19 protein-coding genes are annotated in these 17,961 nt (G+C 36.2%); 15 read left to right on the top strand and 4 right to left on the bottom strand.

Features of this window, described 5'->3' with window-relative positions; all coding sequences use genetic code 11:
* Nucleotides 1-111 precede the first annotated feature (111 nt).
* Nucleotides 112-606, top strand: a complete 495-nt coding sequence (gene cbpB, locus AC806_RS04880) for a cyclic-di-AMP-binding protein CbpB (protein ID WP_014124709.1) — start codon at nt 112-114, stop codon at nt 604-606.
* A 130-nt stretch (nt 607-736) separates the two neighbouring features.
* On the opposite strand, the gene AC806_RS04885 is transcribed toward cbpB, so the two are convergent.
* Entirely contained in the window at nt 737-1,678 is a 942-nt protein-coding gene (locus AC806_RS04885; protein ID WP_014124710.1) for a mechanosensitive ion channel family protein, read from the bottom strand.
* Between the two features lie 87 nt (nt 1,679-1,765).
* Nucleotides 1,766-2,521, bottom strand: coding sequence for an enoyl-ACP reductase FabI (gene fabI, locus AC806_RS04890; RefSeq protein ID WP_014124711.1), 756 nt, complete (start codon nt 2,519-2,521; stop codon nt 1,766-1,768).
* A gap of 195 nt (nt 2,522-2,716) precedes the next feature.
* Here fabI and fabZ point away from each other — a divergent pair, with 195 nt between their 5' ends.
* From fabZ to AC806_RS04940, 10 genes are all read left to right on the top strand, one after another.
* Entirely contained in the window at nt 2,717-3,154 is a 438-nt protein-coding gene (gene fabZ, locus AC806_RS04895) for a 3-hydroxyacyl-ACP dehydratase FabZ (protein WP_014124712.1), read from the top strand.
* Nucleotides 3,155-3,323: 169 nt separating this feature from the next.
* On the top strand, nt 3,324-4,415 hold the full coding sequence (locus AC806_RS04900; RefSeq protein ID WP_061840972.1) for a DUF871 domain-containing protein: 1,092 nt from the start codon (nt 3,324-3,326) through the stop codon (nt 4,413-4,415).
* A gap of 132 nt (nt 4,416-4,547) precedes the next feature.
* Nucleotides 4,548-5,492, top strand: coding sequence for an alpha/beta hydrolase (locus tag AC806_RS04905; RefSeq protein WP_061840983.1), 945 nt, complete (start codon nt 4,548-4,550; stop codon nt 5,490-5,492).
* A gap of 94 nt (nt 5,493-5,586) precedes the next feature.
* Nucleotides 5,587-6,903 carry a GTPase ObgE gene (gene obgE, locus AC806_RS04910; RefSeq protein ID WP_069028913.1) on the top strand — a complete coding sequence of 439 codons (1,317 nt, stop codon included), beginning with the start codon at nt 5,587-5,589 and terminating at the stop codon, nt 6,901-6,903.
* Nucleotides 6,904-6,938: 35 nt separating this feature from the next.
* Nucleotides 6,939-7,490: a DUF1269 domain-containing protein gene (locus AC806_RS04915; RefSeq protein ID WP_069028914.1), complete on the top strand. Its 552-nt coding sequence runs from the start codon at nt 6,939-6,941 to the stop codon at nt 7,488-7,490.
* A gap of 40 nt (nt 7,491-7,530) precedes the next feature.
* Entirely contained in the window at nt 7,531-8,478 is a 948-nt protein-coding gene (rnz, locus tag AC806_RS04920; protein ID WP_014124717.1) for a ribonuclease Z, read from the top strand.
* A complete protein-coding gene (locus AC806_RS04925; protein WP_014124718.1) occupies nt 8,475-9,263 on the top strand; it encodes an SDR family NAD(P)-dependent oxidoreductase in 789 nt (262 codons plus the stop codon). The genes rnz and AC806_RS04925 overlap by 4 nt, the downstream gene beginning before the upstream one ends.
* A 31-nt stretch (nt 9,264-9,294) precedes the next feature.
* Nucleotides 9,295-9,696, top strand: a complete 402-nt coding sequence (locus AC806_RS04930) for a LapA family protein (protein WP_069028915.1) — start codon at nt 9,295-9,297, stop codon at nt 9,694-9,696.
* 102 nt (nt 9,697-9,798) lie between these two features.
* Nucleotides 9,799-12,096, top strand: a complete 2,298-nt coding sequence (recJ, locus tag AC806_RS04935; protein WP_069028916.1) for a single-stranded-DNA-specific exonuclease RecJ — start codon at nt 9,799-9,801, stop codon at nt 12,094-12,096.
* A gap of 57 nt (nt 12,097-12,153) precedes the next feature.
* Complete coding sequence (locus tag AC806_RS04940) at nt 12,154-12,666, top strand: adenine phosphoribosyltransferase (RefSeq protein ID WP_014124721.1); 513 nt, start codon at nt 12,154-12,156, stop codon at nt 12,664-12,666.
* Between the two features lie 74 nt (nt 12,667-12,740).
* Here the strand turns inward: AC806_RS04940 and AC806_RS04945 are convergent, their stop codons facing one another.
* Together AC806_RS04945 and lexA are read right to left on the bottom strand one after the other, a co-directional pair.
* Nucleotides 12,741-12,935 (bottom strand): hypothetical protein, encoded by a 195-nt coding sequence (locus AC806_RS04945; protein ID WP_061840977.1) that lies wholly within the window; start codon nt 12,933-12,935, stop codon nt 12,741-12,743.
* 124 nt (nt 12,936-13,059) lie between these two features.
* Nucleotides 13,060-13,677, bottom strand: coding sequence for a transcriptional repressor LexA (lexA, locus tag AC806_RS04950; protein WP_061840978.1), 618 nt, complete (start codon nt 13,675-13,677; stop codon nt 13,060-13,062).
* Between the two features lie 147 nt (nt 13,678-13,824).
* Here lexA and AC806_RS04955 point away from each other — a divergent pair, with 147 nt between their 5' ends.
* The 4 genes from AC806_RS04955 to AC806_RS04970 all read left to right on the top strand — a co-directional run bounded on the left by AC806_RS04955 (nt 13,825) and on the right by AC806_RS04970 (nt 17,945).
* Nucleotides 13,825-14,064, top strand: coding sequence for a DUF896 family protein (locus AC806_RS04955; RefSeq protein ID WP_014124724.1), 240 nt, complete (start codon nt 13,825-13,827; stop codon nt 14,062-14,064).
* 102 nt (nt 14,065-14,166) lie between these two features.
* Nucleotides 14,167-16,164 (top strand): transketolase, encoded by a 1,998-nt coding sequence (tkt, locus tag AC806_RS04960; RefSeq protein ID WP_069028917.1) that lies wholly within the window; start codon nt 14,167-14,169, stop codon nt 16,162-16,164.
* 242 nt (nt 16,165-16,406) lie between these two features.
* Nucleotides 16,407-17,282, top strand: coding sequence for a glucosaminidase domain-containing protein (locus AC806_RS04965; protein ID WP_014124726.1), 876 nt, complete (start codon nt 16,407-16,409; stop codon nt 17,280-17,282).
* A gap of 216 nt (nt 17,283-17,498) precedes the next feature.
* Entirely contained in the window at nt 17,499-17,945 is a 447-nt protein-coding gene (locus tag AC806_RS04970; protein ID WP_014124727.1) for a Fur family transcriptional regulator, read from the top strand.
* Nucleotides 17,946-17,961: the final 16 nt, after the last annotated feature.

The raw sequence follows: 17,961 nt of genomic DNA on the forward strand, positions 1-17,961 counted from the left end.
TAAAAAGTGAATAGTTATTATAAATTTTTAAAGAAAGCGCTTTTTCTTCTTTTCTACATTATTTTAAGGTATAATAAAAGATGTAGTTTTGTTAGAAATGGAGGCAGTAGATTGATTGGGAAATATACAAAATCCTTACTTTTAGAAAACAAAGATTCATTTTTGATCCCTTCAGACAATGTGGCGACCGTGCTATATAGCCATCCTTTAGAGCACGCGTTATTAGTTTTATCAAAAGTAGGATATAGCAAAATTCCTGTGTTAGATTCATCGGATCATTTGGTAGGTCTTATCAGTTTAGCAAATATCGTAGATAAAATGATGGATATTGATGGTTTTAACTCAAATGTTCTAGATGGGCTTTTAGTATCTGACGTGATGGAAGTTAATGTTGCTTCATTACAGCAAGAAGATGATTTAGAAGATGTGCTTCATTTATTGGTAGAGGCTTCTTTTTTACCTATTGTTGATGCCAACAATACTTTTGAAGGAATTATTACGCGAAAAGAAATATTAAAATCGGTAAATCATCTCGCACATGAATTAGAAAAAAGATATGAATTTATACCAAGGGTAAATGAAATAAAAGAAGAATTGAATATTTAAAAACAAGTATAAAAAACTGAACTATATATGATACCATCTGCTAACTATTGCTTCGTTGCAACAATGAACCTAGCAAATCGTAGGAGCAGTATCTATATAGTCAGTTTTTTTAAGGTCTGTTATTCCTTACTTAGATATTAATAGGTGAGGATGGAATAGAATATCCATCGTTTGTCAATTCTTGTACTGAGGTACTTAGTAATTCTTCCTCCAGCTTGTATTGTTGACCATTTTCGACATACATTATTGTTCGAACAGCAAAATTACTATTTCCTAAGTCAACAACACCAAAAATATACGGCGGGGTTTGGATATAATCAGAATACTCATCAACGATTTTTTGATTGGCTCGTTCTATTGATTGTTGAATTCCTTCAATTCCTTCTTCTGGACGAACCCTTACATTGACTAATACACGCATGTCAAAACGTGAAGTGTTACTAATCGTAGTTATATTACGGTTAGGAACGAAGTGTACGGTTCCATCGGCTGACTGTAACTGAAGCGTTCGTAATCCAACGGAAATAACTGTTCCTTCAAGCCCCAGATCCGATAGCCCGATATAATCACCAACGTTAAATTGTTGCTCGATAATAATGAAAAAACCCGTGAAAATATCACTCATCAGCCCCTGCGCACCGAGACCAATGGCTAAGCCAGCAATTCCAGCCCCAGCTAAAAGAGACCCTACAGGAATACCCACTGAAGAGAGCAATGAATACACATAAAAAAAGCCTAATGTGTAATGTGCGACGTTTTTTGCCAACGTGTTCATCGTCTTTACTCGTACTTCACTTTGCTTTTTCTTTTTATTAAGGCGAAAGCCTCGATTAATAAAGTAGTCGGCTAAGCGCAACAAAACAAAAAATAAAATGGTTAAAGCAATAATAGTAATTACTTTTGAAATGAGTGTACCTGTTACATCTTCCCAGTTGATATTATTCCACCAACGCTGAAAAGCGTTTAGTTTTTCTGTTGTCGGTTCTATGACCGTTGAATCCGAAGTATCGACAGTAGAATTAGTATTAGCTGTCGTCGCAAGGATTTTTTGCGCTCCTATAAGTAAAGACATATGATGATCCCTCCAAAATTAATGCTTAATTATTGTAACAAGCTTTTTGAAAAAAGAAAATCAAAAAAGTATAGGAGTAAACAAAAATTAAGATAAATGTACACCCTTATCGACAAAGACGGTTTCTCCGATAACACCACTGGCTAAAGAACTCACTAAAAAGGCACAAACATTACCAATTTCATTCGTAGTAACACTTATTTCATCAGCTGTGCGGTCTTGAGATAGTTGAATTAATTTTTGATAATCCTTAACGCCTGTTACAGCTAATGTCTTCACTGCGCCTGCAGAAATAGCATTAACATGTACCTGATCTTGCGCAAATTCGGTTGCTAAATAGCGGACAGTTGCTTCTAATGAAGCTTTGGCAATGCCCATCATATTATAATTGGGAACTGAACGTTGCGAACCGAAATAAGTCAATGTGACAATACCACTATTTTCAGCCAATAAAGGTTTTGCATAATGTGCTACAGCAATTAGGGAGTAACTACTGATATCTTGTGCAAGAGCGTAACCTTTACGAGAAATGTCAGAAACATTTCCTTGCAAATCATTTTTATCAGCAAAAGCAATTGCGTGAACAACACCATTGATTTCACCGGCATAGTCTTTAATTTGTTCAAAAGCACTTTTAATACTGTCATCATCAGCAACGTCACATTCAACTAGATATTCATCACCGTTGAGAATTTTTTCTAAAGATTTTTTCATCCGATCATTTTGATAGGTATAAATCACTTCGCCACCTTGTTCAGTGATAGCTTGTGCACAACCCCAAGCAATACTTCTTTTATTAGCAACGCCCATGACAACAATTTTTTTTCCAGTTAGAAAGCCCATAAATACACTCCTTAAATAAAATAGTATAATAATTTCAAGTACAATTCATGAAAAGGTTCATGATTTCTTATTATTAGATAAAATTGTTTGATTGTCAAACTAAATTTACTTAATTTATTCTTTTATTGCGAAATAAAAGAAAGTGTGTTAGTTTGATAATCAAAGTATTCAAGCAATTTGAGAGGGATAAATGAAATGGAAAAATTTTTAACTGAAGAAGAAGTAAAAAAGGTAATACCTAATCGCTATCCGATTCTTTACATAGACTATGTCGATCATATTGAATCAGGTAAGAAAATTATAGCGACAAAAAATGTGACGATTAACGAAGATTTCTTCCAGGGGCATTTTCCTGATAATCCGGTAATGCCAGGCGTGTTAATCTTAGAAACCTTAGCTCAAGCAGGCTCGATTTTGATTTTGAAATCTGACGAATTTCAAGGAAAGACAGCCTACATTGGTGGAATAAATAAAGCAAAATTTCGGCAAAAAGTACTAGCAGGGGATACTTTAAAACTTTCCTTTGAGATTACTAAAACGAAGGGATCTGTAGGTACGGCCGTAGCTAAAGCAACGGTTGAAGATAAAATAGCTGCTGAATGTGAATTTACTTTTATAGTTGGCGATGAGTAAAAAAAGACCGAAAGCGACTAGATTATTGCGTCGTTTCCGGGTTTTTTTATTAGTAAATCAATAAGTTTGGCAAAAATAATTCTAAAATCTATAAAATTAAGATATAGACCACTTGTTAGCGCTTTGTTATAATACAATGAAGTAACATCTTATTTATAGGAGGGAATTTATGGGAAAATTAGGTATCTCACTTTATCCTGAACGTTCGAATTTTGCAAAAGACAAGGCGTATTTAGACTTAGCATATAAGTATGGTTTTAAGCGGGTGTTCACTAGTTTATTACAGATCAAAGAAGAAAGGGATAAAGTATTGGCTGATTTTAAACAAGTGGTAGACTATGCTAATACTTTAGATATGGAAGTTATGGTGGATATTAATCCTAGCTTGTTTGAACAACTGGGGATTTCATACGATGATCTTTCTTTTTTTCATGAATTAGGTGCAGATGGGGTTCGTCTGGATTTGGGATTTACGGGAGCTGAAGAAGCTCGAATGACACGCAATCCTTATCATTTAAAAATAGAAATTAACATGAGTACGGGAACAAATTACGTAGATAATATTATGTCATTTTCGCCTAAGAAGGAAAATCTGCTGGGTTCTCATAATTTCTATCCGCACCGTTATACAGGGTTAGGTTATAAGCATTTTGCTTATTGTTCTGAAAAGTTTCGCCGTTATAATTTAAATACGATGGCTTTTGTTAATTCACAAGCAGCAACTTTTGGCCCTTGGCCCACACAAGATGGACTCTGTACTTTAGAAGAACATAGAGCATTAGCTATTGAAACCCAAGTAAAGCACTTACTTCTAACAGGCTTAGTTGATGATATCACCATTGCGAATGCCTATGCTTCAGAAGCTGAATTACAAACGATGTCTGAAAGTTTTCACGCGCTTTATCCAACTTTGCGAGTGGATGTTGTTGACGATATTACAGAAGATGAGCGGATTTGTTTGTTTGATAATCTGCATAGTTATCGCGGGGATGCTTCTGAGTATTTGTTACGATCAACAATGACTCGTGTTTATTATAAGGAAAAACCTTTTCCTGCACATCATACAAAAAATATGAAGCGCGGTGATGTGCTGATCGATAATGTAGAGTATGAGCAGTATAAAGGAGAAACACAGATTGCTTTACAAGCTATGCAAAATGATGGTCGCGTCAATGTCGTAGGCGCTATTTCTGAAGAAGATTTATTTTTACTCCAGTTTTTAAAACCTTGGTCTAGTTTTCGTCTAATTGAAAATAAATAAAATGATTGACTAGAACGTAAAAATTAACGTTCTAGTTTTTGTTTACTGTATAAAAGTTATGTAAACCAAAACGCAAAGTATTTTTATTTCCTGGACTTTTTTCGTATACTAGACTAGAAATTTTTAATAGTGATGAGGAAAAAAATAGTGAAAATTTTGAAATGGTTTATTTTTACTTTGGCAATCTTAACAATAGGGGGGCTACTTTACGCCGGGAATTACTTTTACGAGTATGCGGTTATTCCCTCAGAAAAAGATTTTTTAAGTTCGGATACAGAAACCAAAACGACTGAGACACAAAAAATTGAAGACTGGTATACAAATGATAAAAATCGTGAACAATGGACCTTGTATTCAAAAGATGGTTTGAAATTGTCCGCATTCTTTTTGCCGACGGAAAAATCGGAAGGAAAAACAGCGATTTTAGCTCACGGCTATATGGATACAGCTGAAACGATGGCAGAATATGCTAAAATGTATCATGATATGGGCTATAATGTATTAGTTCCTGACGCGCGTGGACACGGCAATAGCGAAGGTGATTATATTGGTTTTGGCTGGCATGAGCGAAAAGACTATTTGCAGTGGATCGATCAAATTTTGCAAAAACAAGGGGATCAGGAAAAAATTACGCTATATGGGGTCAGTATGGGTGCGGCTACAGTGATGATGGTTTCTGGTGAAAAACTTCCTGAAAATGTGGTTTCGATTGTAGAAGACTGTGGCTATACCTCTGTAGAAGAAGAATTAACTTATCAGTTAAAAGATCAATTTGATTTGCCTGCCTTTCCTATGATTCCAATTACAAGTTTAGTGACCAAAATTCGTGCAGGTTATTTCTTTAATGAAGCCGATGCGAGCAAACAATTAGCTAAAAATACACGCCCCATCTTTTTTATTCACGGAAAAAAAGATAAATTTGTTCCTTTTTCTATGTTGGATGAGCTTTATCAAGCCACAAACGCACCAAAAGAAAAGTGGGCAGTGAATAATGCAGCTCATGCGGATAGTTATAATCAAGATCCAGCTCTTTATCAAGATAAAGTACAAACTTTTTTAGAAAAGTATGATAAGTGAGTAGTAAGGAAATGATGGACAAACACACAAATGCTAGGTACAATAGGAAAGGTTCAAGGATAGTCAGTATGTATATAGAATGGAGGACACAAGTATGTCCATGTTTTTAGATCAAACAACAATTGACGTAAAAGCAGGAAACGGCGGTAATGGAATGGTTGCTTTTCGTCGGGAAAAGTTCGTTCCTAACGGCGGTCCTGCTGGCGGCGATGGCGGACGTGGCGGCGATGTCATATTGATTGTAGATGAGGGCTTACGTACGTTAATGGATTTCCGTTATAATCGACGGTTTAAAGCTTCTGCAGGCGAAAATGGTATGCATAAAAATATGCATGGGCGCTCTTCACAAGATCTTTATGTTAAAGTTCCACAAGGCACTATCGTACGTGACAAGGATACAGGAGAACTTCTTGGAGATTTAGTAGAAGAAGGACAAATGTTAACTGTTGCAAAAGGTGGACGTGGCGGACGTGGTAATGTTCACTTTGCTACGCCAAAAAATCCAGCGCCTGAGTTGGCGGAAAATGGTGAGCCGGGTATAGAAAGAAAAATAGAACTAGAACTAAGAGTATTAGCTGATGTGGGTCTGGTTGGTTTTCCTTCAGTTGGAAAATCTACATTATTATCTGTCATTTCAGCAGCTAAGCCTAAAATCGGTGCTTATCATTTTACGACGATCGTTCCTAATCTAGGCATGGTGTCTACTTCAAATGGGACTAATTTTGTTATTGCAGATTTGCCGGGATTAATTGAAGGCGCCTCTCAAGGTGTAGGACTAGGTGTTCAATTTTTGCGTCATATAGAAAGAACACGCGTGATCTTACATGTGGTTGATATGAGCGGTATGGAAGGTCGCGACCCTTACGAAGACTATTTGGCGATTAATCAAGAATTGTCTTCTTATGATCTTCGTTTATTAGAACGGCCGCAAATTATTGTCGCTAATAAAATTGAGATGCCAGGTGCAGAAGATCAGTTAAAAGAGTTTAAGGAAAAGTTAGCGCAACAATATGCAAATGAAAACAGCCAAATGCCTTTAATTTTTCCAACTTCTGGTGTAACAAATCAAGGGATAGATCCTTTGGTAAATGCTACAGCTGATTTACTAGAAAAAGCGCCCGTATTCCCACTTGATGAAAAAGTGGCGGAATCTGAAGATGTCGTACAATATGGCTATACTCCTGAAGAGTCAAGCTTTGAAATTCAACGTGATCCAGATGCAACTTGGGTGTTAACGGGAAGAAAACTAGAAAAACAATTCGAAATGACAGATTTTGAACACGAGGAAGGCATTAGACGCTTTACCCGACAATTACGTAAAATGGGGGTTGATGAAGCCCTACGTCAACGAGGTGCGCAAAATGGTGATTTAGTAAGAATTCGTGATTTTGTTTTTGAATTTGTTGAATAAATAGTATGCAATAAAGTCCTTAGAGGAGGAAACAAATGACAAAACGTGTGATTATTATAAACTTTGAGGAAAATGCACAAGCTTACCAAGCTTTTTCAATGATTAAAAAAGCGCAAGGAAACAAGGAACTCAGCGGTGATCAAATGGCGGTTGTGACTCATTCGGCTAATGGCCAACACCAATTCGATGTGGAAGATTTCATAGATTTCACCGGTACAAATCAAAGTTCAAAAGGTGGCCTTATCGGAATGATGGTAGGTTTATTGGGTGGTCCTTTAGGAGTTCTTTTGGGTTGGTTCGGCGGCAGTGTGCTCGGAGCTTCTAGGGATAGTAAGGAAATTCGTGAGGCGCGTACGATTTTTGATTTTGTGGGTAAGAAAATAGATGCTGGTCAAACAGGTTTGATTCTGATTGCAGATGAAACAGATAATCGTGTGCTTAACCAACTTATTATGATGGAGATAGGCGGAGAGATTGCGCGTTTTGATTTAGCAGAAGTACAAGAAGAAATCAAAAAAGCACAAGAAGTAGAAGAAACGACCAAGGAAAATACAAAACAAAAATGGGATGAAAAGCATCAAAAATAAAGCGATAATTCAGAGTTTAGAAAAGAAAGATAGGTAAATTATGGAACTGGAATTTTTGGGAACAGGGGCCGGTTTACCGGCAAAACATCGTAATGTTACTAGTATTGCGTTACGGCTTTTGGCTGAGCGTAATGCTATCTGGTTATTTGATTGTGGTGAAGGAACTCAGATGCAAATTTTACATACAACAATCAAGCCACGTAAAATTGAGAAGATATTTATTAGTCACTTACATGGTGATCATATATTTGGCTTACCCGGTTTGATTACTAGCCGATCAAACCAAGCAGGAGATAAACCGCTAGAGATATACGGCCCTAAAGGCATAGAAGACTTTATTCGTACCTCCCTTAAAATTTCGAAAACACATTTAAACTATCCCTTAAAATTTATCGAAATATCAAGTGATGAAGAAATCTTATTTGAAGATGATCAATTTGTTGTGACTTGTAAAAGACTGGACCATGGTGTTGCCAGTTTTGGCTTTCGGGTGACAGAAAAAGATCATAAAGGTGAATTGCAAGTAGAAAAACTAAAAGCTTTGGGTGTTAAACCAGGACCTATTTATGGTAAATTAAAGCAAGGTGAAAGTGTTACTTTAACAGATGGTCAGACAATTAACGGAAAGGATTTTGTTGGTCAAGCTAAAAAAGGGCGAGTGGTAACAATTTTGGGTGACACTCGTTATACGGCAAACGCCATTGCTCTAGCTGAAGATGCTGATGTTTTGGTTCATGAAAGTACTTTTAACAAGCATGAAGCCAAACTTGCGAAGGCATATTATCATTCGACAACCCAACAGGCGGCAACAGTGGCTAAAAAAGCGCGAGTGAATCAATTAATTTTAACCCATATTAGCGCTCGTTACCTTAATAAAGATACGATAGAATTGGAAAAAGAAGCGCGAGAAGTTTTTCCTCATACGGTCATAGCAAGAGATTTTTATTGTATGATGATTCCATTTCAAGAAAGGGAGGAAAATCAATGAATTTAAAAAATAAAGTTATTCTAGTTACGGGAGCTTCTTCAGGTTTAGGTGAACAGATTTGTTACGAAGCCGCCAAAAGAGGGGCAATTATCATTGTATGTGCAAGACGTATCCAATTGATCGGTCAAGTAAAAGAAAAATGTAAGCAACTTAGCCAAAATGAAGCTTATGCTTTTCAACTTGACGTTTCAGATCCTGACAGTATTGAGCGTATGTATGAAAGAGTAAAACAAGAAGTAGGGGCTGTCGATTGTTTGGTTAATGATGCAGGCTTTGGCCATTTTGATAATTTTGTCTCTTTTGAACAGGAAAAAATCAGAGAGATGTTTGAAGTGAATGTTTTAGGCTTAATGCTTCTAACGCAACGTGTTGCTTCAGATATGTTAGAAAGTAAACGCGGACATATTATAAATATTGCTTCAATGGCAGGTAAAATGGCTACGCCTAAGTCTAGTATTTATTCTGCGACTAAATTTGCTGTTCTTGGTTTTTCAAATGCTTTACGTTTAGAATTAAAACCATTTGGTATTGCAGTGACAACTGTGAATCCAGGTCCGATTCGAACTGAATTTTTCGACAAAGCCGATCCTAGTGGCAATTATCTGGAAAATGTGGATGCTTTTGTTATAAAACCTAATAAGCTGGCACATAAAATCGTCAAACAGATAAGTCGTCCTAAACGAGAAATTAACCAACCGGCGATTATGGAATTTGCTGCTAGAGCCTATCAACTATTTCCTAAAGTCGGTGATTTTTTAGCAGCGGGTATCTTCAATCAAAAATAGTTTCATTAGTATAAAGTGAGGGAGTGTTTTTATGAAAAGTCAATGGCGAATTATTCTTGGATTTGTTTTAACCTTATTGATTGTATTATTTGCGGTGATGAATAACATGGATGTTCCTATAAATTTTGGATTTTCCCAACTATCAGCACCACTTGTTATTATTATTATTGGGTCAGCATTTTTAGGCGCCATAGTCATTGCATTGGTTGCTACTAGTACGATTTGGCATCAAAGAAAAGAAATCAAATCTTTAAAAAAACAATTAGGTGAACTTGAACAATCACTTGACCAAAAAGTAGCGGATAAACGACAAGAATTAGAACGTGAATACAATAATAAAATAGCTGCTTTAAAAGCAGACAGTGACCAAAGTGCTGCAGTTGAAGAAGAAACAGCACAAGCAAAGGAAGAAGAACACTCTTCAGATAGTTAATAAAAACTAGCAAAGAAAGGATGTTTTAACTAAAAAATTATCCTTTCTTTGCTTATTTGTTTAGGTTTGCTATAATGTAATGTTGTGGTTAGGAGTGATTGTTTGAAACCAGCAAATTATAATTGGCAACTTCCATCAGATGTAGAATTGCCAGAAGAATTTATAGATCAATTAAAAAAAGAAAAGATACCTCGCTTTTTGGGAAAACTTCTTTGGCAACGTGGGATTCAAAGTCCGCAGGAAATAGCAACTTTTTTTCATCCGTCGCTGGATCAATTATATGATCCATTTCAACTATTTGATATGGAAGAGGCCGTTTCACGGGTGCAACAAGCACTGGAAAATGAAGAAAAAATTTTGGTTTATGGTGACTACGATGCTGATGGTATTACAAGTACATCATTGATAAAAGAAACCTTAGAGCTTTTAGGTGCTGATGTTGATTATTATTTACCAAATCGCTTTAAAGACGGATACGGTCCGAATATAGAGGTGTATAAAGAAAAAATAGCTGAAGGTGTTCAACTGATACTTACAGTTGATAACGGCGTTTCTGGCCATGAAGCAATTGATTTTGCTAACAGTCAGAATGTAGATGTAATCGTTACGGATCACCACGAATTACCCCAGTCATTGCCTGATGCTTATGCTATTATTCATCCGCGTCATCCAGAAGGACAATACCCTTTTGGTGAACTAGCCGGCGTTGGTGTTGCTTTTAAGTTTGCTTGTGCGTTACTTGATGAAGTATCCACAGACTTTTTAGATTTAGTAGCCATCGGTACCGTCGCTGATATGGTTTCACTTACTGATGAAAATCGCGCGCTCGTTGTTTTTGGACTAGAGGCTTTAAAACAAACACAGCGAATCGGTTTACTTGAATTGTTACGGGTGAGTCAAATCCGTTTAGAAGAAGTGGACGAGTCAACCATTGGTTTTGCGATCGCGCCCAGATTAAACGCTTTAGGACGTTTACAAGATCCTAATGAAGCGGTAGAGTTATTAACTACTTTTGATCAAGAGAAAGCTGCCTACTTATCTGAACAATTGAATCAAGTGAATACACAAAGAAAAGCAATTACCCAAGAAATAACTGAAGAAGCCATGCAACAATTATCTCCGGATAAAAAAGTTCAAATAATCGCAGGAGAAAGTTGGAATGAAGGCGTACTAGGGATTGTAGCAGGAAATATTGCACAAAAAGTAGGAAAACCTACGATTGTTTTGACTCAGACGCAAGAAGGACTCTTAAAGGGTTCAGGACGCAGTGTTGATACAGTTAATTTATTCAAGCTTTTAGACCAAACTCGCGAATTAATGACCAGTTTTGGCGGACACCATGCCGCTGTTGGACTTAGTATACAAAAAGAGAATTTGTCTTTACTAATAAAAAAAGTGAATGAAATACTTGATTCAAATAATATTCAGCCGGCTAATCAACTTTCAGTTGATGCAGTACTTAGCTTGTCAGATGTTAAATTACAACATATTGAAGCGCTGCAAAATTTAGCGCCTTTTGGTATGGATAATCCTTTGCCGTATATTTTGTTTAAAGATTGTTCCGCGATAAATACCCGGACTGTTGGAGCGGATGGCAAACATCTGAAACTGTCCTTAAAAGATTCTTCTGAAGAAAATGTGGAAGGCATCGGCTTTGGTTTTGGTCCTGATATGTTAGAATTTCAAAGTGAATTTATTGATATTGTAGCGCAACTGTCGATTAATGAGTGGAATCATAAACGTATTCCTCAAATTATTTTAAAGGATTATCGTATCAATCACATGCAAGTATTTGACTATCGTTCAAAAAAGCATCAACAAAATCTAACATTTGTAGAGCCAACATTGTTTGTTAGTTTTTCTGAAAAAGAAAGCAAAAAGATTGAGGAAAGAATTGAACATCCGGTAGTCACTTATAAAGATTCACAGGATTTTCTTGCTGCAATAGAAAAGACTACTTTTAATCAGTTGGTACTTTTTAACTGTCCAATACAATTAGAAGAGGCTAAAGCAGCTATTAAAGCAGCTCAAGTCTCACGTGTATTTTTCTTGTGTTCAGCTAAAGATGATGCTTATCTAGATGGCGTAGGCACGCGAGAACAGTATGCTAAGTTATTTCACTTTATCTCCAAACAACAGCAAGTGGATGTGAGATACAAGTTACCCGTTATTGCACAATATTTAGCTATTCCAGAAAAATTATTGTTTTTTATGATTCAAGTGTTTTTTGACTTAGGATTTGTTACAATAACAGACGGGATTATGAATCAAGTACAAGATCCAAAACCTCAAGCATTGACCGAAAGCCAAGCTTATCAAAAACGGTTGAACAAAATCAAAACAGAAGAGTTTTTATTGCTAAGTGATTTACCCTCTTTGAAAAGTTGGTTAGCAACATAAAAAATAAGTATTCGATATTAAAAATATTATACGCACGTTTATTAGGAGGAAAAATAAGTGAATTTAGAAGATTATATTGCAAGTATTCCTGATTATCCCGAAGAAGGCGTTACCTTTAGAGATATCTCACCTCTTATGGCAGATGGTAAAGCTTACCGTGAAGCGGTTAATAAAATTGTTGATTATGCCGATAAAAAACAAATTGATATGGTGGTAGGTCCTGAAGCACGTGGGTTTATCGTAGGCTGTCCCGTGGCTTATGAGGTTGGTGTAGGTTTTGCTCCTGTGCGTAAACCAGGCAAATTACCTCGTAAAACGATTGAAGTAACCTACGATAAAGAATATGGTCAGGATACCTTGACGCTACACGAGGATGCTATTAAACCTGGACAAAGAGTACTTGTTTGTGATGACTTGCTAGCTACTGGCGGCACTGTAAAGGCTACGATAGATCTAGTTGAAAAATTAGGGGGAGTCGTTATCGGTTGTGCTTTCTTGATTGAATTATTAGATTTACATGGAAGAGATAAGATTGAAGACTACGAGATACTTACTTTATTAGACTATTAATCCCTTGTTTTTAAAAGAGTAAAGCGTTATAAAAAGAAGCCTAAAACCATATAAGTTGGTTTTAAGCTTCTTTTTTATGACTTTGTTTGATAACGATGTATTTGACGTTTATATTCTATTTGACTACTCTTTTTATCATCCCAGAGTAATAGCCATAGGGTTATTAAAGGACAGACAAATAAAATTGAAATAAAAAGACCAAAGTGACCGATTGTGATACCGATTAATAATATAACGATCATCAACCCAAAACGACGTATTCCTTTCATAGTAAATTACTCCTTCCTTATATGCGAACAAATGTTTGTAATTCTATTATACGAATATTTGTTCCCTTTGTAAAGCAAAAAAGAAAAGATCTTCATTTTTTTTGAAGATCTTACTGGTATTTTGTTAGAAATGGCGATAGAGACCAACAACTTGTCCTAAGATTTTAACTATTGGCAAAATGATCGGTTCCATAAAATCATTTTCAGGTTGTAAACGAATATGATCCTTTTCTTTATAGAATCTTTTACAGGTTGCTTCTTCATCTTCAGTCATTGCGATGACAATGTCTCCATTTTCGGCAAAATTTTGTTTGCGAACAATGACCTGATCTCCATCTAGAATCCCTGCATTGGTCATACTTTCGCCACGAATAGTAAGCATAAATAATTGCCCATCAAGACTTGTTAAATTAGGCGGAATGGGAAAATAATCTGAAGCTTCTTCAACAGCTAAAATAGGTTCACCAGCTGTGACAGTACCAAGCATTGGAATATTTTCTTGCTGCACACCGATTGCTTCTAATCCTAAAGAAGTTAGCTCAATAGCGCGCGGTTTTGTAGGATCACGTTGAATCATTCCTTTTTTTTCTAAACGTGATAAATGCCCATGAACAGTTGAAGTAGAAGATAAACTAACGCCTTCACCAATTTCCCTAACAGTAGGTGGGTATCCTTTTTGGCTGACACATGTATGGATAAATTTAAGGACTTCAATCTGTCGATTCTCTGTTCGTTTTGCCAAAGTTAACACCTTCTCTCTTTCTTATTAATTAAAGTTTAGCATATGTTGTTATAGAATTCAAACAAACGTTCGCATTAATTTAGATGTTGTTGTTTGTTTTTTTTATTATCCTTGTGTATGATAAAGGTTAGGAAAGGGGCTATAGAAATGATATCAGATGAAAAAATAAATCGTATTAATGAATTAGCAAATAAAAAAAAGACAGAAGGTTTAACAGATAAAGAACAAAATGAACAAGATACACTAAGAAAGGAATATCTGCAAGATTTTCGCGGAGGTATGAGAAAACATATTGAAGGTATGAAAGTTGTGGATCCTGACGGAAAAGATGTTACACCAGAAAAATTAAAGAAAATACAAAAGAAAAAGGGATTACATGATCGTTGATAAGCGGTGTATCCCTTTTCAATTTTAGTTGAAAAAAAGCGATTGATCTTTTATAATGAAATAGTATTAAAAGTAAATTTAACCTAAATAGGAGGGTTCGTATTGTTTGATGAGACTGATGAAATAGGCGTAAATACGCTGCGAACATTGAGTATTGACGCTGTCCAAAAAGCTAATTCAGGTCACCCCGGCTTACCTTTAGGAGCTGCGCCAATGGCTTATGCTTTATGGACAAAATATTTAAAAGTGAATCCGAAAACTTCACGGAACTGGATCGATCGGGATCGTTTTGTTTTATCGGCAGGACATGGTTCAGCTTTATTATATAGTTTATTGCACTGTTCTGGTTATAATATTTCAATAGATGATCTAAAAAACTTTCGCCAGTACGGTAGTCAAACACCAGGCCACCCAGAAGTTGGTGACATCGATGGAGTAGAAGCAACAACAGGTCCTTTAGGTCAAGGTCTTGCTATGGCCGTAGGTATGGCAATGACAGAAGCTCACTTGGCTGCACAATATAATAAAGAAGATTTCTCCATTATTGATCATTATACTTATGCATTAGCAGGTGACGGTGATTTAATGGAAGGTGTATCCCAAGAAGCGTCTTCTTTAGCAGGTCACTTACAATTGGGAAAATTGATTGTTTTGTATGATTCCAATGAGATTTCTTTAGATGGCCCAACTTCTAAAGCGTTTACTGAAAATGTAGGCAAACGTTATGAAGCATATGGTTGGCAATATTTATTAGTGGAAGATGGCACAGACATGGAAGCCATTGCTAAAGCAATAGAACAAGCAAAAGAAAATACAGATCAACCCACTTTAATCGAAGTAAAAACAGTCATTGGTTTAGGTTCACCAAAAGAAGGAACAGCAGCTGTTCATGGTGCTGCTCTTGGTGAGGAAGGTGTTACCGCAGCTAAGCATTTCTTTGGCTGGGATTATCCTGAATTTACAGTGCCAGAAGAAGCAGCCGCTCGTTTTAAGGAAACGATGATAGATCGTGGTGAAAAGGCGGAGGCTGAATGGAACGACTTATTTGCGGCTTACGAGAAGAAATATCCAGATGAAGCAGAACAATTGAAAAAAGCTTTTGCTGGTGAACTACCAACAGATTGGGATAAAGAGTTACCTTATTATGATACAGATAGTGGACAAGCTAGTCGTAAATCCAGCCAGGATGTCATTCAAGCGATTTCTAAAGCATTGCCTTCTTTCTGGGGAGGATCGGCAGATTTGTCTTCTTCAAACAATACAATGGCAACTGACGATCAAGATTTTGCGCCTGGCCAATATGAAGGACGTAATATCTGGTTTGGTGTACGGGAATTTGCAATGGTTGCGATTATGAATGGTATCCAATTACATGGTGGGACCAAGATATATGGTGGAACATTCTTTGTCTTTAGTGACTATTGTCGTCCTGCATTACGTTTAGCAGCTATTCAACATTTACCTACAACTTATGTGTTTACTCACGATTCTGTTGCTGTAGGTGAAGATGGACCTACTCACGAACCGGTTGAACATTTAGCTAGTTTACGTGCTATGCCAAACATGAGTGTTATCCGTCCTGCTGATGGAAACGAAACTCGAGCAGCTTGGAAGATGGCTATGCAGGCTAAAACTCATCCAACAATGCTTGTTTTAAGTCGTCAAAATCTACCCACACTAGCAGGTACAACAGAAGATGCTGAAGAAAATCTAGCTAAGGGTGGATATGTCATTTCTCCACAAAAAGGCAACAAACCGGATGGTATTTTAATTGCGAGTGGTTCCGAAGTTCATCTGGCAGTAGAAGCCCAAGAAAAATTAGCAAGTGACGATATTGATGTTTCAGTGGTTTCTCTTCCAAGTTTTGATTTATTCGAACAACAAAGTGAAGCCTATAAAGAATCTGTTCTACCAAGCGGTATTAAAAAACGTTTAGGTATCGAAGCAGGAGCTTCATTTGGTTGGCATAAATACGTTAAAGACGATGGCGAGTTACTGACAATCGATCGCTTTGGAGCATCAGCCCCAGGTGGTAGAGTATTAGAAGAATACGGATTTACTGCAGAAAACATTGTATCGATTTTTAAATCAATGGACTAGCGCTAAGAAGCACGGAATCTTAGTAAAGTTTCCGTGCTTTTTTGTTATTTTTTCAAAAACTTTTAAAAAATTTTTAAAAGTTTTTGCCTTTATATCAGTATATAGAAAGATCAATATAAAGAGTTTTTGAATAAAACGGAGTAAAAATGTTGTTTTATTTTCTTTTTTACTTTACAATTATTTTTATAGAATTCTTAATTTTCTTAATAAAGTTTTTTTAAAGTTTTCCGAAGGAGGATGTTATGGTTTACAGAACGCGTAGTGAGCGTCATCAAAAAAAGAGAACGCTTGATAAAAAGTTTAATAAGAAAACAGTATTATCATTAGTAGGTACAGGCTTGGTTATTGCTCCGACTACGGCAGCTTTACTTCCACAGGAAAGCTATGCAGAAGAGTATCAACCATCAGAAAATGAGGCTTCTTATTTAATTAATCAAATTAGTACTTCAGCACAACAAATTGCAGACAGTAATGACTTATATGCTTCTGTTATGATTGCACAAGCTTTGTTAGAAAGCGGGAATGGTAACTCTTCTCTTTCTTCTTCTCCTACATATAACCTATTTGGTGTGAAGGCTTATGGTCAAGAGCCTTCGACTTGGATGTCCACCAAAGAATATGTTGATGGAGAGTGGGAAACTATGGACGAACCATTTAGAGTTTACAATAGTTATGAAGAGTCTTTACAAGATCATGCAGCTGTTTTGAAAGCTTCTAGTTACTCATCTGGTGCTCCTAATTATGAAGGAACTTGGAAAAGCCAAACATCTAGTTATACAGATGCAACGGCTTATCTTACGGGAAGATATGCTACTGATCCGGATTATGGTCAAAAACTTAATGCCTTAATTGAAGCTTATAATTTAACGCAGTTTGATACACCAGCACAAGCTGGGAATACTACAGAGTCGATTCAAGAGACAGAAGTTAGTGCAGAAAGTGAGTCGACTTCTGAAAAAACGCAGACATCTTCTAATACAGGCTCCACCTACACAGTACAGCAAGGCGATACTTTATGGGATATTGCACAAAACCAAGGAATTTCTCTAGATGAGTTAATGGCTAATAATGGACTAACAGACCAAATGGTTACAGTAGGGCAACAATTAAATGTTTAATATTTTTTTCAAGTGCTGAGATATAGAGCCTTAGCAATGATTCATTAATTAACAAATTCAGTTTTTACGGGAAACTCAACTGAATTGAAGAATTTTTCTTCTAGTTATTCAAAGAATGAACATTGCTAGGGATTTTTATCTCAGCCATTTTTGCACGAACTTAACAAAAATGCTAGAAAAAAAGCGAAAGTCATAGTATTATAAAATTAGTAGAAAATGGAGGGGGTCGCATTGAGAAGTTTTGATGAAGCATTACGACGGTTAAAAGAAGAACATATCCGGATCACGCCGCAACGCAAAGCTATTCTAGAGTTTTTAGCTCACTCAAATGAACATCCCACTGCTGAGACGATCTATAAATCAATTGAAGATAAGTTTCCTGGAATGAGTGTAGCAACAGTTTATAATAACTTAAAGTTATTTACTAAAATTGGCTTAATAAGAGAAATGAATTATGGAGACGCTTCTAGTCGGTTTGACTTTTTTACAGAACTTCATTATCATGCAATTTGTAGAAATTGTGGACAAATGACTGATTTTTACTATCCAGGTTTAGAAGATGTGGAAATGGCAGCTGGAAAATTAACAGGCTATAATATCGATAGCCATCGTTTGGAAGTATATGGACTTTGTCCAAGATGCCAAACAAGAATTGAAAAATAATATAATAAAAAAGCTG

Origin of the sequence: Tetragenococcus halophilus, from assembly GCF_001712815.1 — a bacterium.
Lineage (GTDB): Bacteria > Bacillota > Bacilli > Lactobacillales > Enterococcaceae > Tetragenococcus > Tetragenococcus halophilus.

Bases quoted from the DNA above. Each gene is read 5' to 3' on its own strand.
- AC806_RS04905 (WP_061840983.1), top strand. From the start codon at position 4,548: ATGAGGAAAAAAATAGTGAAAATTTTGAAATGGTTTATTTTTACTTTG.
- AC806_RS04900 (WP_061840972.1), top strand. From the start codon at position 3,324: ATGGGAAAATTAGGTATCTCACTTTATCCTGAACGTTCGAATTTTGCA.
- AC806_RS04970 (WP_014124727.1), top strand. From the start codon at position 17,499: ATGGAGGGGGTCGCATTGAGAAGTTTTGATGAAGCATTACGACGGTTA.
- obgE (WP_069028913.1), top strand. From the start codon at position 5,587: ATGTCCATGTTTTTAGATCAAACAACAATTGACGTAAAAGCAGGAAAC.
- AC806_RS04930 (WP_069028915.1), top strand. From the start codon at position 9,295: ATGAAAAGTCAATGGCGAATTATTCTTGGATTTGTTTTAACCTTATTG.
- AC806_RS04925 (WP_014124718.1), top strand. From the start codon at position 8,475: ATGAATTTAAAAAATAAAGTTATTCTAGTTACGGGAGCTTCTTCAGGT.
- AC806_RS04915 (WP_069028914.1), top strand. From the start codon at position 6,939: ATGACAAAACGTGTGATTATTATAAACTTTGAGGAAAATGCACAAGCT.
- AC806_RS04945 (WP_061840977.1), bottom strand. From the start codon at position 12,935: ATGAAAGGAATACGTCGTTTTGGGTTGATGATCGTTATATTATTAATC.
- rnz (WP_014124717.1), top strand. From the start codon at position 7,531: ATGGAACTGGAATTTTTGGGAACAGGGGCCGGTTTACCGGCAAAACAT.
- fabZ (WP_014124712.1), top strand. From the start codon at position 2,717: ATGGAAAAATTTTTAACTGAAGAAGAAGTAAAAAAGGTAATACCTAAT.
- AC806_RS04955 (WP_014124724.1), top strand. From the start codon at position 13,825: ATGATATCAGATGAAAAAATAAATCGTATTAATGAATTAGCAAATAAA.
- fabI (WP_014124711.1), bottom strand. From the start codon at position 2,521: ATGGGCTTTCTAACTGGAAAAAAAATTGTTGTCATGGGCGTTGCTAAT.
- AC806_RS04965 (WP_014124726.1), top strand. From the start codon at position 16,407: ATGGTTTACAGAACGCGTAGTGAGCGTCATCAAAAAAAGAGAACGCTT.
- AC806_RS04885 (WP_014124710.1), bottom strand. From the start codon at position 1,678: ATGTCTTTACTTATAGGAGCGCAAAAAATCCTTGCGACGACAGCTAAT.